This window comes from Stenotrophomonas maltophilia (genome assembly GCF_004920835.1).
Taxonomy (GTDB): Bacteria; Pseudomonadota; Gammaproteobacteria; order Xanthomonadales; family Xanthomonadaceae; genus Stenotrophomonas; species Stenotrophomonas maltophilia_AQ.
Map to the genome: position 1 here is coordinate 60,905 of NZ_QFHO01000007.1, position 24,640 is coordinate 85,544.

22 protein-coding genes and 1 riboswitch are annotated in these 24,640 nt (G+C 66.8%); of the genes, 13 read left to right on the plus strand and 9 right to left on the minus strand.

The genetic code is table 11. The annotated features are described in order from the left end of the window. Positions 1-4 precede the first annotated feature (4 nt). The gene (locus DI041_RS07280; protein WP_046985088.1) at positions 5-487 is read right to left on the minus strand and encodes a peroxiredoxin; all 483 of its coding nucleotides are present in this window, start codon (positions 485-487) and stop codon (positions 5-7) included. 261 nt (positions 488-748) lie between these two features. Here DI041_RS07280 and DI041_RS07285 point away from each other — a divergent pair, with 261 nt between their 5' ends. Then, positions 749-1,636, plus strand: coding sequence for a DnaJ C-terminal domain-containing protein (locus tag DI041_RS07285; RefSeq protein ID WP_046985089.1), 888 nt, complete (start codon positions 749-751; stop codon positions 1,634-1,636). A gap of 187 nt (positions 1,637-1,823) precedes the next feature. On the opposite strand, the gene pilH is transcribed toward DI041_RS07285, so the two are convergent. After that, positions 1,824-2,195 (minus strand): twitching motility response regulator PilH, encoded by a 372-nt coding sequence (gene pilH / locus DI041_RS07290; RefSeq protein ID WP_005410644.1) that lies wholly within the window; start codon positions 2,193-2,195, stop codon positions 1,824-1,826. Between the two features lie 88 nt (positions 2,196-2,283). Then, positions 2,284-3,279, minus strand: coding sequence for a YhdH/YhfP family quinone oxidoreductase (locus tag DI041_RS07295; protein WP_136639071.1), 996 nt, complete (start codon positions 3,277-3,279; stop codon positions 2,284-2,286). A gap of 153 nt (positions 3,280-3,432) precedes the next feature. Between DI041_RS07295 and hflK the strand changes: the two genes are divergently transcribed. The 5 genes from hflK (at position 3,433) to DI041_RS07320 (ending at position 8,096) form a co-directional block, all read left to right on the plus strand. Then, the gene (gene hflK, locus DI041_RS07300) at positions 3,433-4,566 is read left to right on the plus strand and encodes an FtsH protease activity modulator HflK (protein WP_136639070.1); all 1,134 of its coding nucleotides are present in this window, start codon (positions 3,433-3,435) and stop codon (positions 4,564-4,566) included. After that, complete coding sequence (gene hflC, locus DI041_RS07305; protein WP_010482785.1) at positions 4,563-5,426, plus strand: protease modulator HflC; 864 nt, start codon at positions 4,563-4,565, stop codon at positions 5,424-5,426. Before hflK ends, hflC begins: the two co-directional genes overlap by 4 nt. A 67-nt stretch (positions 5,427-5,493) precedes the next feature. Then, entirely contained in the window at positions 5,494-5,679 is a 186-nt protein-coding gene (locus DI041_RS07310; RefSeq protein ID WP_005410640.1) for a DUF2065 domain-containing protein, read from the plus strand. 324 nt (positions 5,680-6,003) lie between these two features. Beyond that, positions 6,004-7,296: an adenylosuccinate synthase gene (locus DI041_RS07315; protein ID WP_025877044.1), complete on the plus strand. Its 1,293-nt coding sequence runs from the start codon at positions 6,004-6,006 to the stop codon at positions 7,294-7,296. 161 nt (positions 7,297-7,457) lie between these two features. Beyond that, on the plus strand, positions 7,458-8,096 hold the full coding sequence (locus tag DI041_RS07320; protein WP_136639069.1) for a hypothetical protein: 639 nt from the start codon (positions 7,458-7,460) through the stop codon (positions 8,094-8,096). 30 nt (positions 8,097-8,126) lie between these two features. On the opposite strand, the gene DI041_RS07325 is transcribed toward DI041_RS07320, so the two are convergent. Together DI041_RS07325 and DI041_RS07330 are read right to left on the minus strand one after the other, a co-directional pair. Continuing rightward, on the minus strand, positions 8,127-8,783 hold the full coding sequence (locus tag DI041_RS07325; RefSeq protein ID WP_136639068.1) for a M23 family metallopeptidase: 657 nt from the start codon (positions 8,781-8,783) through the stop codon (positions 8,127-8,129). 4 nt (positions 8,784-8,787) lie between these two features. Further along, the gene (locus DI041_RS07330; RefSeq protein ID WP_136639067.1) at positions 8,788-9,753 is read right to left on the minus strand and encodes a L,D-transpeptidase family protein; all 966 of its coding nucleotides are present in this window, start codon (positions 9,751-9,753) and stop codon (positions 8,788-8,790) included. A 233-nt stretch (positions 9,754-9,986) separates the two neighbouring features. Between DI041_RS07330 and DI041_RS07335 the strand changes: the two genes are divergently transcribed. Then, a complete protein-coding gene (locus DI041_RS07335; protein WP_136639066.1) occupies positions 9,987-12,113 on the plus strand; it encodes a methyl-accepting chemotaxis protein in 2,127 nt (708 codons plus the stop codon). Between the two features lie 47 nt (positions 12,114-12,160). Here the strand turns inward: DI041_RS07335 and DI041_RS21425 are convergent, their stop codons facing one another. After that, complete coding sequence (locus tag DI041_RS21425; protein WP_136639065.1) at positions 12,161-12,784, minus strand: hypothetical protein; 624 nt, start codon at positions 12,782-12,784, stop codon at positions 12,161-12,163. Between the two features lie 336 nt (positions 12,785-13,120). On the opposite strand from DI041_RS21425, the gene DI041_RS07345 reads away from it, so the two are divergent. Further along, positions 13,121-13,414, plus strand: a complete 294-nt coding sequence (locus DI041_RS07345; protein ID WP_136639064.1) for a hypothetical protein — start codon at positions 13,121-13,123, stop codon at positions 13,412-13,414. Positions 13,415-13,521: 107 nt separating this feature from the next. On the opposite strand, the gene DI041_RS07350 is transcribed toward DI041_RS07345, so the two are convergent. Together DI041_RS07350 and DI041_RS07355 are read right to left on the minus strand one after the other, a co-directional pair. After that, positions 13,522-14,013 carry a histone H1-like repetitive region-containing protein gene (locus DI041_RS07350; protein WP_136639063.1) on the minus strand — a complete coding sequence of 164 codons (492 nt, stop codon included), beginning with the start codon at positions 14,011-14,013 and terminating at the stop codon, positions 13,522-13,524. A gap of 21 nt (positions 14,014-14,034) precedes the next feature. After that, on the minus strand, positions 14,035-16,131 hold the full coding sequence (locus DI041_RS07355; RefSeq protein WP_136639062.1) for a catalase: 2,097 nt from the start codon (positions 16,129-16,131) through the stop codon (positions 14,035-14,037). A 117-nt stretch (positions 16,132-16,248) separates the two neighbouring features. Here DI041_RS07355 and DI041_RS07360 point away from each other — a divergent pair, with 117 nt between their 5' ends. The 3 genes from DI041_RS07360 (at position 16,249) to DI041_RS07370 (ending at position 18,934) form a co-directional block, all read left to right on the plus strand. Beyond that, positions 16,249-16,971 (plus strand): AraC family transcriptional regulator, encoded by a 723-nt coding sequence (locus DI041_RS07360; protein WP_136639061.1) that lies wholly within the window; start codon positions 16,249-16,251, stop codon positions 16,969-16,971. An 81-nt stretch (positions 16,972-17,052) separates the two neighbouring features. Beyond that, positions 17,053-18,420, plus strand: coding sequence for an amino acid permease (locus DI041_RS07365; RefSeq protein ID WP_136639060.1), 1,368 nt, complete (start codon positions 17,053-17,055; stop codon positions 18,418-18,420). A 103-nt stretch (positions 18,421-18,523) separates the two neighbouring features. After that, positions 18,524-18,934 carry a VOC family protein gene (locus DI041_RS07370; protein WP_046985104.1) on the plus strand — a complete coding sequence of 137 codons (411 nt, stop codon included), beginning with the start codon at positions 18,524-18,526 and terminating at the stop codon, positions 18,932-18,934. A 92-nt stretch (positions 18,935-19,026) separates the two neighbouring features. On the opposite strand, the gene gcvP is transcribed toward DI041_RS07370, so the two are convergent. After that, on the minus strand, positions 19,027-21,894 hold the full coding sequence (gcvP, locus tag DI041_RS07375) for an aminomethyl-transferring glycine dehydrogenase (RefSeq protein WP_046985105.1): 2,868 nt from the start codon (positions 21,892-21,894) through the stop codon (positions 19,027-19,029). A gap of 62 nt (positions 21,895-21,956) precedes the next feature. After that, a riboswitch (glycine riboswitch) is annotated at positions 21,957-22,059 on the minus strand. 298 nt (positions 22,060-22,357) lie between these two features. Here gcvP and DI041_RS07380 point away from each other — a divergent pair. Together DI041_RS07380 and DI041_RS07385 are read left to right on the plus strand one after the other, a co-directional pair. Further along, positions 22,358-23,584, plus strand: a complete 1,227-nt coding sequence (locus DI041_RS07380) for a multidrug effflux MFS transporter (RefSeq protein WP_136639059.1) — start codon at positions 22,358-22,360, stop codon at positions 23,582-23,584. A gap of 142 nt (positions 23,585-23,726) precedes the next feature. Then, a complete protein-coding gene (locus tag DI041_RS07385) occupies positions 23,727-24,623 on the plus strand; it encodes a siderophore-interacting protein (RefSeq protein WP_046985106.1) in 897 nt (298 codons plus the stop codon). Positions 24,624-24,640 lie beyond the last annotated feature (17 nt).

The following is a 24,640-nucleotide window of genomic DNA, read 5'->3' on the forward strand; positions in this document are numbered from 1 at the left end:
AAGATCAGGTGGGCAGGTGCTCCAGCACGTAATCGGCTGATGACACCTCGAACTGGCCGGGCTGCTCGATCCACGCTGCGCGGACCACGCCGTCGACCACGTACAGGGCAAAGCGGCGCGAACGGATGCCCATGCCCGAGGCGCTGGCATCGAGTTCCAGGCCGAGCGCGCGGGTCAGTTCGGCGTTGCCGTCGGACAGCATCAGCAGGCCGTCTGGCACGCTCTGGTCGGCGGCCCAGGCCTTCATCACGAACGGATCGTTGACCGCCATGCAGTAGACGTCGATGCCGCGCTTGCGGAATGCATCGAATTTCTCGACGAAGCCGGGCAGATGGCGTGCCGAGCAGGTCGGGGTGAACGCGCCGGGCACGGCGAACAACACCACCTTGCGCGCATCGAACAGCGAATGCGTATCGAGTGTTTCGATGCCCTCGCGGATACGCTTGAGGGTCACTTCCGGAATGCGGTCGCCGACATGGATGGTCATGGGGAACTCCTTGCAGGGGCAGGCTAGTGGGCCGGATGGGACAGACGCGTCAAGACATTGGAAACCCGGTGTGCAGGCCCCATCTTCAGGCTTTGTGGCAGGGGCTTCCAGCCACAGCGTGGGGCATGGGGATGGCAGCCGCATTGCGCAGGATCAGTCGGCCTCACCGGGGCCGCACGAGGGGCGGCGTAGCATCGCCGGCGCGTAGAATGAACCCGGGGCGGCGCCACCGGCGCGGCCGAAGCAGATCGAGGTAGCTGGATGGAATTCAAGGATTACTACGCCACCCTGGGGGTGGAACCGAGCGCGGGCGAGGCGGAAATCAAGACCGCCTACCGCCGGCTGGCACGCAAGTACCACCCGGACGTCAGCAAGGAGGCCGGGGCCGAGGACAAGTTCAAGGCGGTCAACGAGGCCTACGAGGCGCTGCGTGACCCGGAGAAGCGCGCGGCCTACGACCAGCTGCGCGCACAGGGCTATCGCCCGGGCGAGGAATTCAACGTACCGCCGAACTACGGCGGTGCCGGTGGCTTCAACTTCGAGGAAGTGTTCGGCGGCGGTGGCCCCAATGGCGGCTTCAGCGACTTCTTCGAGAGCCTGTTCGCGCGCCAGCGTGGCGGTGCAGGTCCGGGCCCGGGCTTCAGCAGCCAGGGCCACGCGCCGAACCGCGACACCCGCGCCAAGCTGTCGGTGCCGCTGGAAGCGGCCTACAACGGCGACAGCCTGCGCATCACCGTCAACGGCAAGCAGCTGGATGTACGCGTGCCCAAGGGTATCCGCCCGGGCCAGGTGATCCGCCTGGCGGGGCAGGGCAACCACGGCGGTAACCTGCTGCTGGAAGTGGAATACGCTGCCCACCCGCAGTTCGAGGTCGATGGCCGCAACATCCTCTACACGCTGCCGGTCACGCCGTGGCAGGCCGCGCTGGGCACCAGCATCAGCGTGCCGACCCTGGGTGGAGCGGTGGAATTGAAGATTCCGGCCGATTCCGATGCCGGCCGCAAGCTGCGCCTGCGCGGCCGCGGGCTGCCAGGCAGCCCGGATGGCGACCAGATTGTTGAAATCGAGATCGTGGCCCCGGCCGCGACCGACGAGGCGCAGAAGAAGGCGTACCGGAACCTGGCAAAGGCCTTCGGCGAGACGATCTGAGTGATAGGGCGGGGGCGGTTCCTGGCCCCCACGCCTTCCGGTAGTGCCGGCCGCTGGCCGGCAATTTCATTGGCCTGGATGGTGATGCGTGGTTGCCGGCCAGCGGCCGGCACTACAAAAGCGTGCCAACCAAGGTTGGCACCTGCCAGAGCGGTGGGCCAAGCACGGTTGGCACCGCCAGGAAGCCTCAGCCCTGCCCGGCGAACACCCGCTCCAGCACCTCGGACAGTTCGTCTTCCGAGAACGGCTTGGTGATGTAGGCCTTGGCACCCTGGCGCATGCCCCACATGCGGTCGGTGTCCTGGTCCTTGGTGGTCACCAGGATCACCGGGATGTGCCGGGTCGCCTCGTCGCGCGCAAGCGTGCGGGTGGCCTGGAAGCCATTGAGGTTGGGCATCACCACGTCCATCAGGACCAGGTCAGGCAGCTCGGCCTTGGCGGTTTCCACGCCGGCCGCGCCATCGGTGGCGGTCAGGATCTGGTGCCCGAGCTTCTCGACGATGCGCTGTATCCCCAACAGCTGCGACGGTGAGTCGTCGACGATCAGAATGCGTGCCATGTTGTTCCCCATGTAATGCCCGCAGTGTAGTGCGGGCTCATTACCGGTGGGAGGGGCCCATCTGCCGTCCGTCGCCTGCCTGCAACGTTCAGTCGATCCGCACTACGGTGCGGCCCAGCGAACCGCCGGCCAGCATCCGCTCGAACACCGCCGGCAGGCCGTCCAGGCCGACTTCGGCGGTACAGATGCGGTCCAGGTGCTGCGGCTTCCACTCGTTGCCCAGTCGCGCCCACACCGCTTCGCGCAGCCCGCGCGGTGCATTGGCCGAGGACACGCCCAGCAGTGACACGCCGCGCAGGATGAACGGCATCACCGTCATGTCCAGTTTCGGGCTTGCCGCGAGGCCGGCGCTCACCACGCTGCCATAGGGCACGGTCTGCGCCAGCAGGCTGGCCAGCATGTCGCCTCCGGCATTGTCGAGGCCCCCGCCGAAGCGGGCGGACTGCAGTGGGCCGATATCGGCCAACGCCTCACGTGGCAGCACTTCGGCGGCGCCGATGCCCCGCAGGAAGTCCGACTGCTCTGGCTTGCCGCTGACCGCGTGCACCGTGTAGCCGGCGCGGCTGAAGATGGACAGCGCCAGCGCGCCCACACCGCCGCTGGCACCGGTGACCGCCAGCGGGCCGAGCTCCGGGGTCTGCCGGTTGTCCTGCAGGCGCAGCAGGGCAAACGCCGCCGTGAAGCCGGCGGTGCCCAGCACCATTGCCTCGCGGGCACTCAGCCCGGCCGGCAGCGCGATCACCGCGCTCGATTCCAGCCGCACATACTGGCTGTAGCCGCCGTCGCGGGTTTCGCTGAGGCCGCAGCCGGTGGCCAGTACCGCATCGCCTTCACGCCAGGCCGGGTCGGTGGATGCCACCACGGTGCCGGCCACATCGATCCCGCCGACCAGCGGGAAGCGGCGCAGGATCCTACCCTTGCCGGTGCCCGCCAGCGCGTCCTTGTAGTTGACCGAAGACCACTGCGCGCGGATCAGCACCTGGCCGGGGTTGAGGTCGTCGACAGTGAGCTGGGCGAGGCCGGCGCGGTAACCGGCATCGTCATTTTCGATGCGGAAGGCGGTAAACGGGGTGGTGGGGGCCATCGGCGCTGCCTGACTTCGAGGAAAACGCCACCTTACCCCGTCGAGCCCCTTTCAATCCTGCCGGTCCGCCCCATCTTGTATGATCGGTAATGGTTTCACGGCTGGCGTTGCGGGAAGGGCCCGCGCCGCAGCCCACATCTTGATGGAGCGTGCATGGCCTGGAATACACCCGGCGGCAACAAGGGCGGACAAGGCCCCGAGAACAATCGACGCGGGCCGTTCGGGTCGCGCGGTGGTGGCAATGGTGGTGGCTGGGGCGGACTGCCCGGGCCGCTGAAGGACCTGTTCGACGGCGGCATCCTGCGTTGGGTCGCGGCGGCCGTGGTGCTGCTGGTGCTGTTCTCCAGCTTCCAGCTGATCGGCGAACAGCAGCGTGGCGTGGTGCTGCGCTTCGGCCAGTTCTCGCGGATCCTGCAGCCCGGCCCGAACTTCAAGCTGCCGTGGCCGGTCGAATCGGTCACCAAGGTCAACGCCACCGAGATCAAGACCTTCTCGATCCAGGTACCGGTGCTGACCCGCGACGAGAACATCGTCAACGTCTCGCTGAACGTCCAGTACCGCATCGACGACCCGCAGCAGTACCTGTTCGGCACGGTTGATGCCAACCAGGTGCTGGAGCAGTCGGCGCAGAGTGCGGTCCGTGAGGAAGTCGGCCGCGCCGACCTCAACGCGGTGCTGAACAACCGTGGCCCGCTGGCCGTGGCCGCCGAGGAGCGCCTGCAGGCGCTGCTGAAGGCGTTCAAGACCGGCCTGACCGTGACCGGCCTGACCCTGCAGGACGCCCGTCCGCCGGAGGAAGTCAAGCCGGCCTTCGACGAGGTCAACGGTGCCCAGCAGGTCAAGGAACGCTTGATCAACGAAGCGCAGGCCTACGCCGCCAAGGTCGTGCCGGAAGCCCGAGGCCAGGCCTCGCGTGCCCGTACCACCGCAGAAGGCTACAAGCAGGCCGTGGTGTCCAAGGCCGAGGGTGACGCGCAGCGCTTCAGTCTGTTGCAGGCCCAGTACAAGGACGCCCCGGAAGTGACCCGCAAGCGCCTGTGGCTGGAGACCGTGCAGCAGGTGCTGAGCGAGAACCGCAAGGTGATCGGTGGCGATGGTCGCCAGCTGATCTATGTGCCGATGACCGGCGATACCCGTCCCAGCACGTCGGCTCCGGCCGCAGTAGCGAACCCGGACGTGGTGATGCCGTCGCTGCCGGGTGCAGCGGCGGAAGCTTCCCGTGATCCGGGCCGGCCGGTGGGCCGCCCGACCGGGCGACCGAGCGGCCGTGAGGAGGGCAGCCGATGAAGAGTCCTATCTGGATCGCCGTGATCGTGGCGGTGGTGCTGGGCCTGCTCGGCTCGGTGTACGTGGTCCGTGAGGACCAGACTGCCATGGTCCTGAACCTGGGCAAGGTGGTGCGTTCGGACATCAAGCCGGGCCTGCACTTCAAGGTGCCGGTGGTGGAAACGGTGAAGGTCTTCGACCGCCGCTTCCAGGTGCTCGACACCGCTCCGGCGCGCTACTTCACTGCCGAGCAGAAGGACGTCAGCGTCGACTTCTTCGCCATCGGCTACATCTCCAACGTGGGTGACTACTTCCGTGCCACCGGCGGCGATCCGCGTATCGCCAACGCCCGCCTGGCACCGATCATCACCGACTCGCTGCGCAACCAGATCAACTCGCGCACCCTGCAGCAGCTGGTCTCCGGCGACCGCAGCGAGCTGATCGCCGAGCAGCTGAAGGGGATCAACGAGGCCGTGGCCGGGCTGGGCATGCAGATGATCGACCTGCGCATCAAGCAGGTGGACCTGCCCACCGACAGCCAGGTGATCAACGACGTGTACGAGCGCATGCGCGCCCAGCGCAAGCAGGAGGCCGCCAAGCTGCGCGCCGAAGGCGAGGAGCAGTCGCTGACCATCCGCGCCCAGGCCGACCGTGACAGCACCGTGCTGATCGCCGAAGCCGAGCGTGATGCGCAGCGCCTGCGCGGTGAAGGCGATGCCGATGCGGCCCGGATCTACGGCAAGGCCGGCTCGGCCGATCCGTCGTTCTATGCGTTCTACCGCAGCCTGGAGGCCTACCGTGGCTCCATGACCGACGGCAACGGCGTGATCGTGCTCGACAAGAACGACCCGTTCCTGCAGTACCTGAAGAACGACCGCTGAGGTCGCAGGGCAGTACCCCACGGGGCCCGGCCAGATGCCGGGCCCCGTGCTTTTTCCGGAGTCCCCCATGAAAGATCTGTTCGCCGCCGTCTGCCTGGTGGCGGTGCTGGAAGGCCTGTTCCTGTTCGTCGCCCCGTTCGCCTGGAAGCGCATGGCCGAGCGCCTGCTTGACCTGCCCAGCCCGGCCCTGCGCAGCTTCGGCGGGCTGGTGCTGCTGGCTGGCCTGAGCCTGCTGTGGTGGGCGCGGCACTAAACGCGCCGGGGCCGGCGGCGTCTACGTGGGTGGCCCGGCTCTGGTAGATGCCACCTTGGTTGGCATTGCCGACCAGCGGCCGGCACGACCGGATGAGGCGCCTGACCGGGCGGTGAAGCCGCCCGTCGGAAAGGTGGCACCGGACCCCGGAAACCCGGATAATGCACAAAAGCCGGACGGGCCTCCCCGTTCGGCTTTTTCTGTGTCTGGGCCTTCCATCGCCGGCTGCTCCCCGTTTGGAGCCGCCATCCAGGTGCTGGGCAGCCCCGCCACGGTTTACCCGTCCGCGGCCCCGATGGCCGCTACAAAATCGAGGAGCCCGTCATGGGTCAGTCTGTCGTAGTGTTGGGTGCCCAGTGGGGCGATGAAGGCAAGGGCAAGATCGTCGATCTGCTCACTGAGGAAATCGGCGCTGTCGTGCGCTTCCAGGGCGGCCACAATGCCGGCCATACCCTGGTCATCAACGGCAAGAAGACCGTCCTGCACCTGATCCCGTCGGGCATCCTGCGTGACGATGCGCTGTGCCTGATCGGCAACGGCGTGGTGATCTCGCCGGCCGCGCTGCAGAAGGAAATCGCCGAGCTGGAAACCTCCGGCGTGGAAGTGCGTTCGCGCCTGAAGATCTCCCCGGCCGCGCCGCTGATCATGCCGTACCACATCGCCCTGGACCAGGCGCGCGAACGCGCTGCCGGCGGCAAGGCGATCGGCACCACCGGTCGTGGCATCGGCCCGGCCTACGAAGACAAGGTGGCGCGTCGCGGCATCCGCATCGCCGACCTGCATTATCCGAAGCAGCTGGAAGAACTCCTGCGCACCGCGCTGGATTACCACAACTTCGTGCTGACCAAGTACCTGAACACCGACGCGGTCGATTTCCAGAAGACCTTCGACGAGGCGCTGGCCTTCGGCGAGTACGTGCAGCCGATGAAGTCGGACGTTGCCGGCATCCTGCATGACCTGCGCAAGCAGGGTAAGCGCGTGCTGTTCGAAGGTGCGCAGGGCGCGCTGCTGGACATCGACCACGGTACCTACCCGTACGTCACCAGCTCCAACACCACCGTGGGTGGTGCGCTGGCCGGTGCCGGCGTCGGCGCCGATGCGATCGACTACGTGCTGGGCATTGCCAAGGCCTACGCGACCCGCGTTGGCGGCGGCCCGTTCCCGACCGAGCTGGACGATGAAATCGGCCAGGGCATCCGCGACCGCGGCGCCGAATACGGTGCCTCGACCGGCCGCCCGCGTCGCTGCGGCTGGATGGACATCGTCGCGCTGAAGCGCGCCGTGGCCATCAACGGCATCAGCGGCCTGTGCATCACCAAGCTGGACGTGCTGGACGGCATGGAAAAGCTGAAGGTCTGCATCGCCTACGAATACAACGGCAAGCGTACCGAGTACGCGCCGCTGGACGCGCAGGGCTGGGAAGAGTGCACCCCGGTGTACCTGGAGTTCCCGGGCTGGACCGAAAACACCCACGGCATCACCAACTGGGACGACCTGCCGCCGGCCGCACGCGCCTACCTGCGTTCGCTGGAAGAGCTGGCCGGCTGCCCGATCAGCATCGTCTCCACTGGCCCGGACCGCGACCACACCATGGTCCTGCAGGATCCGTTCGCCTGAGTGATGCGGCGATGCCGGGTTCTGCCCGGCAACGTTGCCGCACTGGTAGTGCCGGGCCATGCCTGGCACCGCTGGAAGAAAAAGCCCCGCGAAAGCGGGGCTTTTTCGTTACTGTGTCGCCAAGGCCAGCGGGGAAGCGACGCGATGACCAGGATGTCAGCGTGAAGGGCGAAACAGTAGTGCGAATCACCCTGTGGGTGCTGTGGAGCCTGTGGGCGCTTGCCTGCGTGGTGCTGGTGCTGGGCGCGATCGCCAATCACATGGCCTCACGCACGCAGGTCCTGCCTCTGGTACTGAACCCGGGTACGACGGCCGAGATCACGGTCTACCGTTTCATTGATGACCAACTTCGGCTGCGCCTGCGTTATGCGGATGACGGTACTGCCACGGTGATCGATCCTGAGGTACGCCTGCGCGCGGAAACCCCGACAGATCAGACTGACTTCCGCGCCGACACGCGTTCGGGCGCGCCGTGCTCCGACATCACCCGCGCGCTGGAATCGGTTGAACCTGGTGGATTTGCCGCCTCGTATTTCGGTTATGGCCGAGGGGATGCGCTGCCGCGCGGTCGTTCCTGGCTGCGGCTGACTGTGCTGGAGGTCGACCCGGCGCTGGCCGGTCGCGCGGCCTCGGTGGAACTGCTGCCGCCGATGGACGTGCTGAAGCTGACCGACCTGGACTATGTGTGGTTGTGGCCGTTCTTTTTCTGGAAGGTGGCGGCGTTGTTGCTGCTGGTTCCAGGCATCGCACTGGTGATCTTCACCATCGCGCTGCGCAGGCAGCGTCCACGCGCTGCCTAGGCGCCACGACCAGACCATGCGGGTTGCGACTTAATGCCCTCCGCCCCCTTTTGTCAGCAATGGATAGGGATTGATCGACTCGCCTTTCCACCACTGCTTCTCCGGGCCCAGCACGTGCACTTCGAAATGCAGGTGCGGGGCTTCGGGGTTGGCGTTGCCGGTGCTGCCGACGTAACCGATCACATCGCCGCGCTTGATGGTCTGCTTCTCGGCCAGGCCGTCGGCGTAGCGCTGCAGGTGCGCGTAGTAGTAGCACCAGCGGCCGCTGGGTTCGAACTGGTAGACGGTCAGGCCGCCGCGCTCACTGTCGAACAGCTTCTCGACATGGCCATCGGCCACCGCCAGCACCGGTGTGCCGGCAGCAGCCATGATGTCGATCGCATCGTGCACGCGGCCTTCGCTGCGTGCGTCGGTGAAGGTGTCCTGCAGTTGCGACGGTGCAATGCCCTGTACCGGCAGCAGCAGACCGAAGGGTGTGTCGCCCGTTGCTGCTGGGGCGGGCGCAGCGATTGCCGTTGTCGCCTGCTCCACGGGTACGGCACGGGCGCTGTCGGCCGCAGCGGAGGTCTGCGCCACTGCAAGGGGGCGGGCACCCGTTTCATCAGACGGCTCGCCATCACGCTGCAGCCACCATCCGGCTGCCACGCCCATCACCAGCCCCAGTACGATCAGTTGCGCTAGTCGCATCGGCTCACTCCTGCATGACGACCGGTACCGACGTATCCACGGCTGCAGCCACGCGCAGCACATCCCAGTTGGTCATGCGCACGCAGCCGTGCGATTCGGTCTTGCCGACATGGCCGGGCACCGGCGTACCGTGCAGGCCGTAATGGGGTTTGGACAGGTCGATCCAGACCCGGCCGACCGGATTGTTCGGGCCGGGCGGAATCGTGGCCTTGCGATCGCCCTTCCTGGCATCCCAGAACAGCTTCGGGTTGTAGTGGAATGGCGGGTCCGGGTAGACGCCGAGGATCTTCCACTCCCCGATCGGCAGCGGGTCGTGCTCGCTGCCCGACGATACCGGTACCTGCGCGATCACCTTGCCCTGCGCGTCCAGCAGCTGCAGGGTGGAGTCGGATTTGTCGACCACCAGTTTGGTGGCCTTGGGCAATGCAGCGGGCGCAATGTTGGGCACCTGGATGCGGCTGCCGGCTTTGCTCAGATCCACACCGGGATTGAGCGCCTTCAGCAGCTCCGGTGCGGCATGGAAGCGCTCGCCCAGCGATTCCTCCACGCTGCTGAAGCCCAGTGCCTTCAGCTTGGCCTGGTCGGCGGGCTTTTTGGGAACCGCAACGAACGGACCGGCCACGTCCTCTGCGGTCAGCGTGTAGCTGGCAAGGGGGCCGACCGAGTCGGCCTGCAGGGCCTTCCAGGTGGCGTCGTCCAGTTCGCCGTTGACCGTCAGCCCGTGCGCTGCCTGGAAGCCGGACACCGCGCGGCGTTGATTGCTGCCCACTTCGCCATCGATTTCGCCCGGAGAGAAATTGGCGCGGTCCAGAAGTACCTGGGCGTGCAGGGGCGAGTGCGCCGCCGTGTCAGGGCCGGCCTTCTCGGCGATGGGTGCTGGCAGGCCGGCGGGCGGGGGCGTCTGCGCAAAGGCGGGCGACATCAGCAGCGACAGGGCGAGCAGAGCGGGGCGGCATACGGGCATGGGCATCTCCAGGCAGAACACGCCTCCACCCTGCCCGTAGACGCTGCGCAGCCGCCGTGAAAGAAAACTGATGCCAGCATGAGCAGTGGGGCCGGGCCGCCGGGCCATCCTCCCGCGGCAGAAGCGGGAGGCCGGGTCTCACCAAGGTGAACGGCTTCCGACGCAGTAGAGCGGGAGGCGATCAAGATTCCCGGCTGGCGGGCCGATATGGGCGCATCCCCCCGTTTTGGATTCACCCCATGAACTACTTGAGGAACGTCAGGGTCGCCTGGCGTCTTGGGCTTGGCTTTGGCCTGTTGTTGCTGCTGGTTGCCGCCGTGGTCGCTACCGGTGCCACCGCCACCATGGTGCAGAAGCGCGCGATGGAGCAGGTGGTCGAGGTCGGCGTAGCCAAGGTGCGGCTGCTGTCGGAGATGCTTGATGCCAACAACCAGATGATGGTCGTGCGCCGCGAGATGCTGATCCGCCAGGGCGAAGACCGTGCCAACGACGAGCAGCGCATCGCCGCTCTGGTCAAGCGCTACGAGGCCAGTTGGACGGCCTACCAGGCCCTGCCCGGCGATGCCGAAGGCAAGGTGATCGGCGAGACCATCGCCGCCAAGCGCGCGATCGCCCGTCCGCTCAACAAGCAGACCAGCGAACTGATGGAACAGGGCGATTTCCCCGGCGCCGTAGCGCTGACCCTGGGCCCGGTCCAAGAAGCGGCCAATGGCTGGAACAAGGCACTGGCCGATGGCGTGGCCTTCGAAGAGAAGGAAAGCCGTGATGCCGCCGCCGAGGCGATCCGCCTGGGCGAGCGCAGCCTGCTGCAGCTGCTGGTGCTGGGCGGCGTCGCGCTGTTGGTCGGCATCGGTGCCTCGATGATGATCGGCCGCAGCTTGACCGGTCCGCTGGCCCGCGCGGTGAACCTGGCTGAGCGTCTGTCCAAGGGACAGCTGGACCAGGAATTCCGCCTGGGTGGCCGTGACGAGCTGACCCAGCTCGGCGAGGCCATGGCCAGCGTTCGCCAGAGCGTGCAGGCCGCCATCGGCGCGCAGCTGCAGATGGCCGAGCAGCATGAAGCCGGCGCGATCCGTTACCGGATGGACGCCAGTGCGTTCCCCGGCGACTTCGGCCGCATGGTGCAGGCCACCAACCACCTGGTCGAATCGCACGTGCAGGTGCAGCTGCTGATGGCCGAGGTGATGCAGCGCTATGCCATCGGCGACCTCAGTCGCGATCTGCCCGAGTACCCAGGTGAGAAGGGCACGCTGACCCGTACCCTGGCGGCGGTGAAGCAGAGCCTGATGGCGATCAACGCGCAGATCGATGAACTGGCCCGTGCCGCGCGCGCTGGCGATTTCAGCGTGCGTGGCGACGCCGCGGCATTCCAGTACCAGTTCCAGGCGATGGTGAACCACCTCAACGGCATGATGGCCAGTTCGCAGGCCAGCATCGCCGATGTCTCCGACGTGCTGCGCGCCATCTCGCATGGCAACCTCACCGCGCGCATGGAGGGCGAGTACGAGGGCGTGTTCGCGCGCATGCGTGACGATGCCAATGCCACCACCACGCAGCTGACCGGAATCGTGCGTGGCATCCAGGTGGCCGCCGACAGCATCAACAACGCGGCACAGGAACTCGCCGCCGGCAACAATGACCTGTCGCGCCGTACCGAACAACAGGCGGCGAATCTGGAAGAGGCCGCCGCCTCGATGGAAGAGCTGACTTCGACCGTGCGCCAGAACGCCGAGCTGGCACGCCAGGCCGACAGCGAAGCGCACGCGGCCGGCGTTGCCGTGCGCGAGACCGAGCAGGCCATGGCGCAGATGGCCACGGTGATGGGCGAGATCGACCAGTCTTCGGCGCGCATTTCGGAAATCTCCACGGTGATCGATGGCATCGCCTTCCAGACCAACATCCTGGCGCTGAACGCTGCAGTGGAAGCGGCGCGTGCCGGTGAACAGGGCCGCGGCTTTGCGGTGGTGGCCAGCGAAGTGCGTACGCTGGCACAGCGTGCCGGTGTCGCTGCCAAGGAGATCAAGGAGTTGATCGAGGACGCCGCTGCCAAGGTGCAGAGTGGCCTGGCCGTGACCGTGGAATCGGAAGCCGCCATTGCCCGCGTGGCCCAGGCGAGCTCGCGTACCACCCAGCTGATGAGCGACATCGCCGCCGCCAGCAAGGAACAGGCGGCTGGCATCGAGCAGGTCAACCAGGTGGTGGTGCAGATGGACCAGGTAACCCAGCAGAACGCCGCGCTGGTGGAAGAGGCGACCGCTGCCAGCCGCGCGCTGGAAGAGCAGGCGCATGCGCTGACCACGTCGGTGTCGGTATTCCAGATCGAGCAGGACGGTGCAGCCCGCGCCGTGGTGGCGCGCGCGGCCTGATCGTCACCGCGTCGGCACGGCAAAGTGCCGTGCCGACCGAGAAGACCTCAGCGCTTGAACAAGCGCTCGTGCATCCAGCCGTCGTTGGTCAGCACGAGCGTCGCTTTGCCATCGATTTCGTCCTTAGCTTGATCCGCGAGGTTACGGTAGCTGGCCTGGACCTCTTTCGATCTGGCCCAACTGTCCGCATCTTCGACCTTGTAGCGGAAGTTCACCTGAGACAATTTCACGCCCATCATCTCGCTGGGCTCGGTAAAGGTGTCCACCTCTGTCACCCTGAACTTGCCGGTGCAGAACGCTGCTTGACCTGCAATTGTTTCTGCCCCGCCTTCTACGAGGAACTTCTTTCCTTTGGATGTAAGCGCGTACTCGCCAGCCGGTACGGTCGATGTGCCAAACATCGACTTCATTTCAGATGCTTGGCGGCTCAGCAACCCGGCCTCGACCAAGGCGTTGGCCTGCAGGCGCGCGCGCTCTCCCAAGCTGCCATCGTTGGCCAGTTTGAAGGGGAGTTCCCGCGCGGGCAAAGCAGCGCAGAGCCCGTTCTTGGTATCAAGATATTTCTGAATAGCCTTGCCGAAATTGCCCTTGTTGGCGGTCTGGGAACTGCTGCATGCCGCCAGTACGAGCATCAGCGCGCTGGTCGCCAGAACTCGGTTCACATTCTTCATCTCAACTATCCCTGTCAGTGGGTCAATCAGCGTAGCCGCTACCACCGAGCGAAGCTACAGGGTGGTGGATGTCGATGATCTGTCCTTGAGGGAGCCCAGCGAGGATGCCCTGGCGGCGATCAGCAGTGCCAGATGACTTCCGGATTGCTCTGCACGGGATATAGCCGTTTACGACAAACTGCGCGACGTGCACTGCCTTCATCGGTGTGCCTGAGCTACGAGTGTCTCTGGATGGCAGAGCAGGTGAGTCGCGCTATCACCGATGCCGTACGGCCGTTGCCGCTCGGTCTTCACTCCTCCATATGAGAGGGCGTAGGCCTGCGCCCGCTGATCGCGATGACCCTGGCCGTGGCCGCCTTCATGGCGCTGGGCGCGGCGAACTACGTGACGGTGCGCGGGGAGCAGATCCACAACGCCGGCAGCGGCGAAGTGATCCGCCTGCAGTTGAACGGCGACCGCGCGCCATTGCCGGGCACTGCGCGCCTGCTCGGTTCCAGCAGCGCGTTCCTGTTCGTCTGGTGGCCGCAGCAGCGGCGTGCCGAGACCATTCCGATCGCGGCGTTGCGCACGCTGCAGGCGGCTGCCGTGCCGGTGCCCTCAGCCGCAGTGACGGTGGGGCCGTCCCGCTGAGGTAGGGTGCGTGGGTCGCTTGGGACCGATCCAGCGAAAGTAGGCGCTGCGCCACAGATCCAGCGCCTGTGATGCGGGCGCGGGCTGCTCCCCGTTTTCGGGGACGATCAATTTCTGCTCCGCGTTCGGGCAGCCTTTTTCGCTGCGGTCTTGCGTGCCGCTGTCTTTCGGGTACGGGTAGCCGCCGCCTTCTTGGCGGCGGCGCTGCGGGTTGCGGCGGTAGCCTTCTTGACGGGCGCCTTTTTGGGAGCGGCTTTCTTCGCCGTGCTGGATGCAGGCGCCCTCTTTGCAACCGTCCTTTTCGCAGCAGACTTCTTCGCAGGCGACTTTTTCACGGACGACTTTTTCTCAGCCGGTTTCTTGGCAGTCGACTTCTTCGTAGTAGTCTTCTTCACAGCGGCCTTCTTCGCTGGCGCCTTTTCCGCCGCCTTGCGCGCGCTGCCGCTGCGCTTGCCACCACCATCCTGCTTGTTCACGGTGGCCCAGGCGATGCGCTCGGCGGTGCCTTCGCTGGCACCACGTTCGCGCTCGCTCTCTTCGATATGCTCGGCCTGGCGCTTCTGTTTGTCGGTATAGGCGGATTTGTCACCACGGGGCATGGGGATTCTCCTGTCGGATGGTCAGGCCAGCAGGCGCAGCTTCGGCTCGCGGGCCCACTGGCGGGTGGCGGCAGCGGCGAGGAAGGCCTTGCTGTCTTCGGCCTCCACGGTGCCGGCATCGTTGCCGACGCGCGCTGCCTTCAACAGGGCCTGTGCGCCTTCGTCACTGGCGATGGCTTTCAGGTGCGCCCAGGCATCGCTGACAAAGCCCACGGCTGCCGCTTCCTTGGCCAAGGCCTTGCCGGCGTCGGCACTCAGCACGACCGCCACTGCGTCGAACACCACCGACGGGGTACCGGCCAGCTGTCCATCGGCGGCCTGCGTTTTGCCGTCGCTGAGCGTGGCACCGCCAATTTTCGGCGCGACCAGCTTGACGCTGGCGCCGGCCTTTTCGGCGGACTTGCGCAGAGTGGCGATCACCCGTGCATCGGAGCCCTCGTCGAACAGGATGCCGATGCAGCGCCCCTGCAGCAGGGGCTTGTTGCGGCCGATCACGCGCACCTCGGGTGCGGCGGGCAGGTCCTGTGCAGGGGTTGCCGTCGGTGCCGGGGCGGGCAGGGTGCCCAGTGCCAGCCCGTCGGCCACGCGCTTGGCCAGGCCTTCGTCGATGTTGCGCAGATGGCTGACGGTGCGCACGCGCACCTTCTCGGTTTCCACCTTCGACAGCTCGAATACCAGCGCCGAGGCCAGGTGCGCCTGTTCCGGTGTTTCCAGGCTGCGGAAGAACATCCGCGCCTGGCTGTAGTGGTCGGCAAAGCTCTCCGCGCGGGTGCGGCCCTTGCGCCCATCATCGGCGCTGGCGTGGCTGCGGAAACCGGTGGGCGTCTCGCGCGGGCTGTCTTCCTGCAGCGAGCTGGGGTCGTAGGCCACGCGCCCCTTCGGCACCTGCATCTGCATGTGGCCATCGCGCTGGTGGTTGGCGAACGGGCACTTCGGTGCGTTGATCGGAATCTGGTTGAAGTTCGGTCCGCCCAGGCGGATCAGCTGGGTATCCAGATAGGAGAACAGCCGCCCCTGCAGAAGCGGGTCATTGCTGAAATCGATGCCCGGCGGCACGTTGGCCGGGCAGAAGGCGACCTGCTCGGTCTCGGCGAAGAAATTGTCCGGCCAGCGGTCCAGCACCATGCGTCCGATCACCTGCAGCGGCACCAGCGACTCGGGGATGATCTTGGTCGGGTCCAGGTGGTCGAACGGGAAGCCATCGGCCTGTTCTTCGGTAAACAGCTGCACGGCCAGCTCCCACTCGGGGAAGTCGCCGCGCTGGATCGCCTCGAACAGGTCGCGGCGGTGGAAATCGTTGTCGGCGGCCTGCAGCTTCAGCGCCTCGTCCCAGACGGTGGACTGCAGCCCCAGCTTCGGCCGCCAGTGGAACTTGACGAAGGTGGAGTTCCCTTCCTCATCCAGCAGGCGGAAGCTGTGGATGCCGAAGCCTTCGATGGTGCGCAGCGAGCGCGGAATCGTCCGGTCGCTCATCGCCCACATGATCATGTGCATCGATTCGGGCATCAGCGAGACGAAATCCCAGAACGTGTCGTGTGCGCTGGCTGCCTGCGGGAAGGCGCGGTCCGGTTCCATCTTCACCGCATGGATCAGGTCGGGGAACTTGATCGCGTCCTGGATGAAGAACACCGGAATGTTGTTGCCGACCAGGTCCCAGTTGCCTTCCCTGGTGTAGAACTTCACCGCGAAGCCGCGCACGTCGCGCGGGGTGTCGACCGAGCCGGCGCCGCCGGCAACCGTGGAGAAGCGGGTGAACACCGGCGTCTTCACCCCGACCTCGGTGAGGATCTTCGCCCGGGTCACCTTGCCCAGCGAGCGGGTCAGTTCGAAGAAGCCGTGGGCAGCCGAACCGCGCGCGTGGACGATGCGCTCGGGAATGCGTTCGTGGTCGAAGTGGGTGATCTTCTCGCGCAGCAGGAAGTCTTCCAGCAAGGTCGGCCCACGCGGCCCCTGGCGCAGGGAATTCTGGTTGTCGGCGACCGGGATGCCCTGGTTGCTGGTCAGTACCGGATGGGCGCCTCCTGCCAGCTGATGCAGTTCATCGCCCTGGCCGCGGCTGTCACGGTCGGCGGAGGGAGTGGCGGGAGCGCGCTTGCCGGTCGGCTTGCTGGCGGCCATGGAGGTTCTCCTGGAGCGGGTAGGGGCAGACTCCGGACACTGGCGCGGGTGGCGTTAATCCACAGTCCCCTGGGGGTGAACGCGCAGGGAAATCGGCGGCTCGGGTATGCTTGCCGCATGCGAGTCGAACCCGCCGACATCGAAGCCCTGTTCGACGCCATTCCGGACGTGCTGTTCTTCATGAAGGACCGCCAGGGCCGCTACACCTACGTCAACCAGACCATGCTGCGGCGGCTGGGCCTGCGCGCGCGCAAGGACGTGATCGGCCGTACCGCGGCCGAGATCTACCCGACCGGCCTCAGTGCGGATTACGTCGACCAGGACGCCCGTGTGCTGTCCGGCGAGGTGATCGAGAACCTTATGGAGCTGCACCTGTTCGCCAACCGCGAACCAGGCTGGTGCCTGACCTGCAAGCGCCCGCTGGTGGTCGACGGGGCGATCGAGGGCCTGATCGGCATTTCCCGGGACCTTGGCCAGAAGGACAGCCTGGGCGCCCAGTACGAGCAGCTGCGGCTGGCGCTGGCCCACCTCAATGCGCACTACGCCGAGAACGTGCGCATGCAGACCCTGCTGGACATCACCGGCTTCTCGCTGTCCAAGCTGGAGCGCAGTTTCCGCAAAGTGTTCCAGATGACCCCGCAGCAGGTGTTGACCCGGCTGCGGATCCAGATGGCCATGCACCTGCTGCATGGCGACGACAGCATCGCCTGCATCGGCCAGGCCTGCGGTTTCAGCGACCAGAGCGCCTTTACCCGCAAGTTCAAGGCTGAAACCGGCTTCTCGCCGCGAGCCTACCGGGCCCGTATTGGTGGGAACGTCGGCGAGCCAGCGCTGGCCTGAGCCGCCTGCTGCGCTGTGCCTATCCCCGTGGGCATGGGACAGGGTAAGGTGTCGCCCCTGTAGCCGCCGCCAGCCCTGCCGATGCCCAACTCGATTCCGACCGCTTCGCCGTCCCGCCTCGGGCACTCGCTCAAGCCCCGCCAGCTGATCATGATGGGGCTGGGCAGCGCCATCGGCGCCGGCCTGTTCCTCGGCTCGGGCGTGGGTGTGCAGGCGGCCGGTCCGGCGGTGCTGGTGTCGTATCTGGTGGCTGGCGCGCTGGTGATCATCGTGATGAACGCGCTGGGCGAGATGGCGGCGGCCAAACCGACCAGCGGTGCGTTCTCGGTATATGCGGCCGACGCCATGGGCGCTACCGCTGGCGCCACCGTGGGCTGGCTGTGGTGGGTGCAGCTGGTGATCGTGATCGCCGCCGAGGCCGTCGGCGCAGCCGGGCTGCTGGCCTCGGTCTGGCCGGTGATACCGGTGCCGATGGCCGCGCTGGCCTTCATGCTGTTCTTCACCGCGATCAACCTGCTCGGAGTGAAGAACTTCGGCGAGTTCGAATTCTGGTTCGCCATCCTCAAGGTGGCGGCGATCCTGGCCTTCATCGCCATCGGCGTGGCGCTGCTGATGGGCTGGCTGCCGCAGGCGACCTCGCCGGGCCTGAGCAACTTCACCGAGCATGGCGGCTTCGCGCCGAAGGGGCTGGCCGGTATTGGCGCGGCACTGCTGGTTGTCGTTTTTGCCTTTGGCGGCACCGAGATCGTGGCGGTCGCCGCAGCCGAAACCGAAGATCCCGAGCGCAGCATCGCCCGTGCCATCCGCACCGTGGCCTGGCGCATCCTGGTGTTCTACATCGGTTCCCTGAGCGTGATCATCGCCGTGGTGCCGTGGACCAGCGAGGCGCTGAAGTCGCCGTTCGCTGCGGTGCTGGATATCGCCCGCATCCCGGGCGCAGGTACGGCCATCACCCTGATCGCCGTGATCGCGCTGCTGTCGGCGCTCAATGCCAACCTCTACGGCGCCTCGCGCATGATGTATTCGCTGGCGCAGCGTCGTGAAGCGCCGGCCGTGCTCGGCTGGACCGACCCGCGCCAGGTGCCGGTGATCGCCGTGCTGGCCAGCGTGCTGTTCGGCTTTGCCGCCACGGTGATGGAGCTGCTGTTCCCGGACCGCGTACTGCCGGTGCTGCTGAACATCGTCGGTTCCACCTGCCTGCTGGTGTGGACGCTGTCGCTGGTCTCGCAGTTGGTGCTGCGCCGCCGCGCCGACCGCCTCGGCACCCGCCTGCCGTTCCGCATGGCCGGTTTCCCATGGCTGACCGTCTGTGCGCTGGGCATTCTGGCACTGATCTTCGGCCTGCTGCTGAGCGAGTCGCATACCCGGCTGCAGTTCCTGTCGATGGTGGCGCTGACCGCCACGATCGCCGCCGGCAGTGCCATCGCACGGCGCATGCGCGAGGCGTGACTGAAGCTGCCTGCCAGCGGCCGGCACTACCACGGGGGCTGCACATCCGCCGTGCCATCCTGATCGCGTGGGCCGCCAGCGGCCCGTCGACCAGGAGTACCGCATGCTGCGCAGTCGCCCCTTCCTGATGTTCACCGGCCAGGCTGAGGCCGCCCTGGCCCTGTACGCCGAAGCCTTCGCCGATTTCCGCCTGCTGGCCCTGCAGCGCCACCCGGAAGGCCCGGGAGCGGGCGTGCCGGGGCAGGTGCGCCAGGCCATCTTCCTGCTCGGCGGCACCCATTACCTGTGCTTTGACAGTCTGGACGTGCACGATTTCACCTTCTCGCCGTCGATCTCGCTGTTCGTGGAGTGCTCCGGCGCCGAACAGTTCGAACGTGCCGCGCGGGTGCTGGGCGAGGGTGGCCACTGGCTGATGCCGGTGGGCGACTATGACTTCAGCAACCGCTATGGCTGGGTGCAGGATCGCTTCGGCGTGTCGTGGCAGTTGAGCCTGGGGCAGATGCCGGACCCGTGACCGGATGTTTGTGGGTGTGGGCCTTGGTCCATACGCCCTTATGAAAACGGCCCGCTTGCGCGGGCCGTTTTCTTTACCGATGCAGCGAGGAATCAAGCCTCGACTTCATCATCCTTGTAGGCATCGACCGGGATACAGGCGCACATCACGTTCTTGTCGCCGTACACGTTGTCGACGCGAGCCACCGGCGGCCAGTACTTCTGCAGCTTCAGGCTCGGCAGCGGGAACGCAGCCAGTTCACGCGGGTAGGCGTGGGTCCACTCGCTGGCGGTCACCGCGGTCGCGGTATGCGGCGCGTTCTTCAGCGGGTTGTCCTCGCGGTCCAGGCGGCCGTCTTCGATCGCGGTGATCTCTTCGCGGATCTGGATCATCGCGTCGATGAAGCGATCCAGCTCATGCAGCGATTCGCTCTCGGTCGGCTCGACCATCAGCGTGCCGGCCACCGGGAAGCTCAGCGTCGGGGCATGGAAGCCGAAGTCGATCAGGCGCTTGGCCACGTCTTCGGCACCGATGCCGCTGGTCTTCTCCAGCGGGCGCACGTCCAGGATGCACTCGTGTGCCACCAGGCCGTTGCGGCCGGTGTACAGGGTCTTGAAGTGCGGAGCCAGGCGCTTGGCGATGTAGTTGGCGTTGAGCTGGGCGACCTGGGTGGCCTTGCGCAGGCCTTCGGTACCCATCATCGCGATGTACATCCAGCTGATCGGCAGGATCGAGGCGCTGCCGAAGCTGGCCGCGCTGACCATGCCGACCGGGCCGTGGTCCCCCAGCTTTCCCGGCAGGAACGGCGCCAGGTGCTCCTTGACCGCGCACGGGCCAACGCCCGGGCCGCCGCCGCCGTGCGGGATGCAGAAGGTCTTGTGCAGGTTCAGGTGGGAAACGTCCGAACCCCACTTGCCCGGCTTGGCCACGCCGACCAGAGCGTTCATGTTGGCACCGTCGGTGTACACCTGGCCGCCGTGCTTGTGGATGATCTCGCAGATCTCCACCACCTCTTCCTCGAACACGCCGTGCGTGGACGGGTAGGTCATCATGATCGCGGCCAGGCGGTCGCTGTACTTCTCGGCGTTGAGGCGGATGTCCTCGACGTCGACGTTACCGTTGGCGTCGGTCTTGGTCACCACCACCTTCATGCCGCACATCTGCGCCGAGGCCGGGTTGGTGCCGTGCGCCGAGTCCGGGATAAGGCAGATGTCACGATGGTCTTCGCCGCGCGAACGGTGGTAGGCACGGATCGCCAGCAGGCCGGCATACTCGCCCTGCGCGCCGGAGTTCGGCTGCAGGCTCACTGCGTCGTAGCCGGTGCATTCGACCAGCATCGCTTCCAGCGAGTCGATCAGTTCCTTGTAGCCCAGCGCCTGGTCGGCCGGCACCAGCGGATGGATCTGCGAGAACTCCGGCCAGGTCACCGGAATCATCTCGGCGGTGGCGTTGAGCTTCATGGTGCACGAGCCCAGCGGGATCATCGTGCGGTCCATCGCCAGGTCCTTGTCGGCCAGCGAGCGCAGGTAGCGCAGCAGCTCGTGCTCGCTGTGGTGGGTGTTGAATACCGGGTGGGTCAGGAATTCAGACTGGCGCAGCAGGCCGGCCGGCAGGGCGTCGGCGGTGCTGGCATCCAGTGCGTCCACGTCCAGCGAAGCACCGAACACGGCAGCCACGGCCACGATGTCGGCGCGGGTGGTGGTTTCGTCCAGGCTGATGCCGACCGAGTCGCTGTCGATCGCACGCAGGTTGTAACCGGCGGCACGGGCCTTGGCGTGGATCTCATCGGCGTGCACGCCGGTGACATGCAGGGTGTCGAAGAAGTCACCACCGACCTGCACGCCGGCCTTGCGCAGTGCCGCAGCCAGGATCGAAGCCAGGCGGTGGGTGCGGCGCGCGATGCGGGTCAGGCCTTCCGGGCCGTGGTAGACGGCATACATCGAGGCCATCACCGCCAGCAGCACCTGCGCGGTGCAGATGTTGGACGTGGCCTTCTCGCGACGGATGTGCTGCTCGCGGGTCTGCAGGGTCAGGCGGTAGGCCGGGTTGCCCTGCGCGTCGATCGAGACGCCGATCAGGCGGCCCGGCATCGAACGCTTGTAGGCGTCACGGCAGGCCATGAACGCAGCATGCGGGCCACCGAAGCCGAACGGCACGCCGAAACGCTGGCTGTTGCCGACCACGATGTCCGCGCCCCATTCGCCGGGGGCGGCCAGCAGGGTCAGCGCCAGCAGGTCGGTGGCAACCGCCACCAGGCCGCCGCGTGCGTGCACGGCATCGACCAGTGCCTTGTAATCGCCCACCTGGCCGAAGGTATCCGGGTACTGCAGCAGCAGGCCGAAGCCGTCCGCTTCCAGCGCTTCGGCCGGCGTGCCCACGCGCAGCACGATGCCCATCGGTTCGGCGCGGGTGCGCAGCAGTTCCAGCGTCTGCGGGTGTACGGCGTCGTGCACGAAGAAGGTGTCCGACTTCGACTTGGCCGAACGCTTGGCCAGGGTCATCGCTTCGGCGGCGGCGGTCGCTTCGTCCAGCAGCGAGGCGTTGGCGATTTCCATGCCGGTCAGGTCGGCGCACAGGGTCTGGAAGTTGATCAGCGCTTCCATGCGGCCCTGCGAGATTTCCGCCTGGTACGGGGTGTAGGCGGTGTACCAGGCCGGGTTTTCCAGGATGTTGCGCAGGATCACGTTCGGCGTGTGGGTGCCGTAGTAGCCCTGGCCGATGAAGCTGCGCAGTACGGTGTTCTTGTCGGCGATCGCGCGGATCTTCGCCAGCGCCTGCACTTCGGTGATCGACTCCGGCAGCGCCAGCGGTGCCGGCGACTTGATCTTGGCCGGCACAATGGCATCGGTCATCGCATCCAGCGAGGCGTGGCCGATGACGCCGAGCATCTGCGCGATCTCGGCATCGTTGGGGCCGATGTGGCGCTCGACGAAGGCCGAATGATGCTCGAGCTCACGCAGGGAAGGGGTGTTCTGGGACATGGCGAAGGATCCGTCAGGAAAGGGCACACGCACGGGCACAAGCCGCCGGTCGGCGGTCTGCGGGGCGCCCCTCTGTCCTTTTGCCTGAGAGTTTGAAAGCGCGGCGGACCGCTGCTTCTTGCCCCTTCGGCGCCGGATTGAACCGGTCTCTCCAGAGTTCTGTTACGGGTGGTATCGGGCCTGAGCGATTACGGGCGTTGCGCCTTCGGCAGCGGTGTTCCGCTTCTCCCACCGTGTTACCCGCCGATTATAGCCCGTTGCGCGCCGGCCGGCCGCTCCCGGGAGGCGCCGCTGCGCCTGAATGGCCGATGGCCCGGCCGTGCGTTTTGTGCATCCGTGCATGGCGCGGGGCGCAATCCCCACCTATGATGGGCGGATACCCGAATTCATCTGGCGCTGTCCCTGTTTCAGGGGACTGGCGCCCGCCGTGCGTGCCGCGCATGGCCCTGCCGGACGCCTCTCCATGACCGCCGCTGTTGCTCCTTCCACCCGCCGCATGGCCCTGCTGCTTGCTGGCCTGGCCATGTTCGGTCCGTTCTCGATCGACACCATCTTCCCGGCGTTCCCGCAGCTGGCCCAGCGCCTGGCGGTGGACGAAGTGGCGGTGCAGCAGACCATCAGCGTGTACCTGCTGTTCTACGGCCTGATGAGCCTGGCCCATGGACCGCTGTCCGACGCCTGGGGCCGCAAGCGGGTGATCCTCGGCGGTCTGGTGATATTCGTCGGCGCCTCAGTTGGCTGTGCATTGTCTACCGACCTGACCACGCTGCTGGCGTTCCGCGCACTGCAGGGCCTGTCCGCCGGCGTGGGCATGATCGTCGGCCGCGCGGTGATCCGCGACCTGTACCACGGCCATGACGCACAGCGGCTGATGAGCCAGGTGTCGATGCTGTTCGGCATCGCCCCGGCGATCGCCCCGATCATCGGTGGCTGGATCCTGCTCAGCGGCGCTGGCTGGCCGTTGATCTTCTGGTTCCTGGTGGTGTTCGCGCTGGTGCTGCTGGCGGCCACTGCACGCTACCTGCCGGAAACCCATCCGGTCGAGGCGCGCGTGCCGTTGTCACCGCGCGTGCTGCTGCGCGACTACGTGCGCATCGGCTTCAATCCGCGTTTCCTGCGCCTGGCGCTGGCCGGCAGCATCGGCTTCGGTGGCGTGTTCCTGTACATCTCCTCGGCGCCTGTGTTCGTGATGCAGCACCTGCACCTGGGCGAGGGCGGCTTCGCCTGGCTGTTCATTCCCACCATCGGCGGCATGACCACCGGCTCGTTCCTGTCCGGGCGCATGGCCGGGCACAGCAGCCACACGCGACAGGTCTCCATCGGTTTCAGCTTGTGTGCGCTGTCGGTGCTGCTGAACATCGGCTACGTCGGCCTGGCACCACAGTTCGCACTGCCGTGGGCGGTGATGCCGATCTTCCTGGGCGGCATGGGCATGGCGCTGATCTTCCCGATCCTGGCGCTGGCGGTGCTGGACATGTACCCGCACCAGCGCGGCCTGGCCTCGTCGCTGCAGGCGTTCGTGCAGCTGATGATCAGTACCGTGGTGGCCGGCGTGGTGTCGCCGCTGCTCAGCGCCAGCCCGCTGCACCTGGCACTGGGCCAGGCCGCGTTCTTCGGCGCCGGCTTTGTGTTCTGGTACTGGGAACACCAGCGCGAGCGCGCGGCGCAGGCAGCCTGCACGGGCCATTGAGCAGCGTGCAGGGGTAGGGTTGGTGGGGATGCCGGCACATCCTTGCAGCCGCGGACAACCGGACTAGGCTGAGCATTCCAGCCAGCCGGTGCGTGGATGCACGACAGCCAGCCAATCCGATGTCGTCGCATGAGGTACCCCCATGGCTGCGCAGCAGACCTACCGCCTGTTCGAGGTGGCGCTGAAGGAGCGCCGCGTTCTTTCCCCTTCCCTGGACCGCATGGTGTTCACCGGTGCCGACGTGGCGCGGATGAAGACCGAAGGCCCGGACCAGCGGATCAAGGTGTTCTTCCCCTTGCCCGGCCAGGAGGTGCCACAGGTGCCCAGCGGCGAGGACTGGTATCCGCGCTACCGGGCCCTGCCTGATGAGCTGCGGCCGCCGATGCGCACCTACACCATCCGCCAGCTGCGTGCCGAGCAGGGCGAGGTCGACGTTGATTTCGTCATCCACGGCGTGACCGGGCCCGCTTCGCGCTGGGCCATGCATGCGCGGCCGGGTGACCGTGTCGTGCTGCTGGCCCCCGATGCCGACTGTGCCGACAGCAGCGAAGGTTGGGAATGGAAGCCGCCGGCCGGTGTCGGCCAGGTACTGCTGGTGGCCGATGAGACGGCGTTGCCTGCGGTGGCGGGCATCCTGGAGGAACTGGCGGCCATGCCTGATCCGCCGCGCACGCTGGCATTGCTGGAAGTGGCCCAGGCCGGCGACGCGGTGCCGTTGAAAGCGCCGGGCACCGCCGAGCTGGTGTGGTTGCCGCGTGGGCAGGCCGCCTATGGCCAGCCGCTGCTGCAGGCGGTCCAGGAACGGCTGGCAGCGACCTCGAGCGTGGCTGCCGGCGATGCGCTGGAAGAGATCGATGTCGACGCGCAGATCCTGTGGGAGCAGGCCGATGCCAGCGTGGCCGGACCGCTGTATGCCTGGGTGGCCGGCGAGGCGGGTGCGGTCATGGCGATCCGCCGCCATCTGGTGCGTGACTGCGGGCTGGACCGCCGCGCCATCACCTTCATGGGCTACTGGCGGCACGGCAAAGTGCTGGACTGAGCGTTGGCGTGAAGCGG

Coding starts and splice junctions, on each gene's coding strand:
- DI041_RS07280 (WP_046985088.1), bottom strand. CDS start 487: ATGACCATCCATGTCGGCGACCGCATTCCGGAAGTGACCCTCAAGCGT.
- DI041_RS07285 (WP_046985089.1), top strand. CDS start 749: ATGGAATTCAAGGATTACTACGCCACCCTGGGGGTGGAACCGAGCGCG.
- pilH (WP_005410644.1), bottom strand. CDS start 2,195: ATGGCACGCATTCTGATCGTCGACGACTCACCGTCGCAGCTGTTGGGG.
- DI041_RS07295 (WP_136639071.1), bottom strand. CDS start 3,279: ATGGCCCCCACCACCCCGTTTACCGCCTTCCGCATCGAAAATGACGAT.
- hflK (WP_136639070.1), top strand. CDS start 3,433: ATGGCCTGGAATACACCCGGCGGCAACAAGGGCGGACAAGGCCCCGAG.
- hflC (WP_010482785.1), top strand. CDS start 4,563: ATGAAGAGTCCTATCTGGATCGCCGTGATCGTGGCGGTGGTGCTGGGC.
- DI041_RS07310 (WP_005410640.1), top strand. CDS start 5,494: ATGAAAGATCTGTTCGCCGCCGTCTGCCTGGTGGCGGTGCTGGAAGGC.
- DI041_RS07315 (WP_025877044.1), top strand. CDS start 6,004: ATGGGTCAGTCTGTCGTAGTGTTGGGTGCCCAGTGGGGCGATGAAGGC.
- DI041_RS07325 (WP_136639068.1), bottom strand. CDS start 8,783: ATGCGACTAGCGCAACTGATCGTACTGGGGCTGGTGATGGGCGTGGCA.
- DI041_RS07330 (WP_136639067.1), bottom strand. CDS start 9,753: ATGCCCATGCCCGTATGCCGCCCCGCTCTGCTCGCCCTGTCGCTGCTG.
- DI041_RS07335 (WP_136639066.1), top strand. CDS start 9,987: ATGAACTACTTGAGGAACGTCAGGGTCGCCTGGCGTCTTGGGCTTGGC.
- DI041_RS21425 (WP_136639065.1), bottom strand. CDS start 12,784: ATGAAGAATGTGAACCGAGTTCTGGCGACCAGCGCGCTGATGCTCGTA.
- DI041_RS07345 (WP_136639064.1), top strand. CDS start 13,121: ATGACCCTGGCCGTGGCCGCCTTCATGGCGCTGGGCGCGGCGAACTAC.
- DI041_RS07350 (WP_136639063.1), bottom strand. CDS start 14,013: ATGCCCCGTGGTGACAAATCCGCCTATACCGACAAACAGAAGCGCCAG.
- DI041_RS07355 (WP_136639062.1), bottom strand. CDS start 16,131: ATGGCCGCCAGCAAGCCGACCGGCAAGCGCGCTCCCGCCACTCCCTCC.
- DI041_RS07360 (WP_136639061.1), top strand. CDS start 16,249: ATGCGAGTCGAACCCGCCGACATCGAAGCCCTGTTCGACGCCATTCCG.
- DI041_RS07365 (WP_136639060.1), top strand. CDS start 17,053: ATGCCCAACTCGATTCCGACCGCTTCGCCGTCCCGCCTCGGGCACTCG.
- DI041_RS07370 (WP_046985104.1), top strand. CDS start 18,524: ATGCTGCGCAGTCGCCCCTTCCTGATGTTCACCGGCCAGGCTGAGGCC.
- gcvP (WP_046985105.1), bottom strand. CDS start 21,894: ATGTCCCAGAACACCCCTTCCCTGCGTGAGCTCGAGCATCATTCGGCC.
- DI041_RS07380 (WP_136639059.1), top strand. CDS start 22,358: ATGACCGCCGCTGTTGCTCCTTCCACCCGCCGCATGGCCCTGCTGCTT.
- DI041_RS07385 (WP_046985106.1), top strand. CDS start 23,727: ATGGCTGCGCAGCAGACCTACCGCCTGTTCGAGGTGGCGCTGAAGGAG.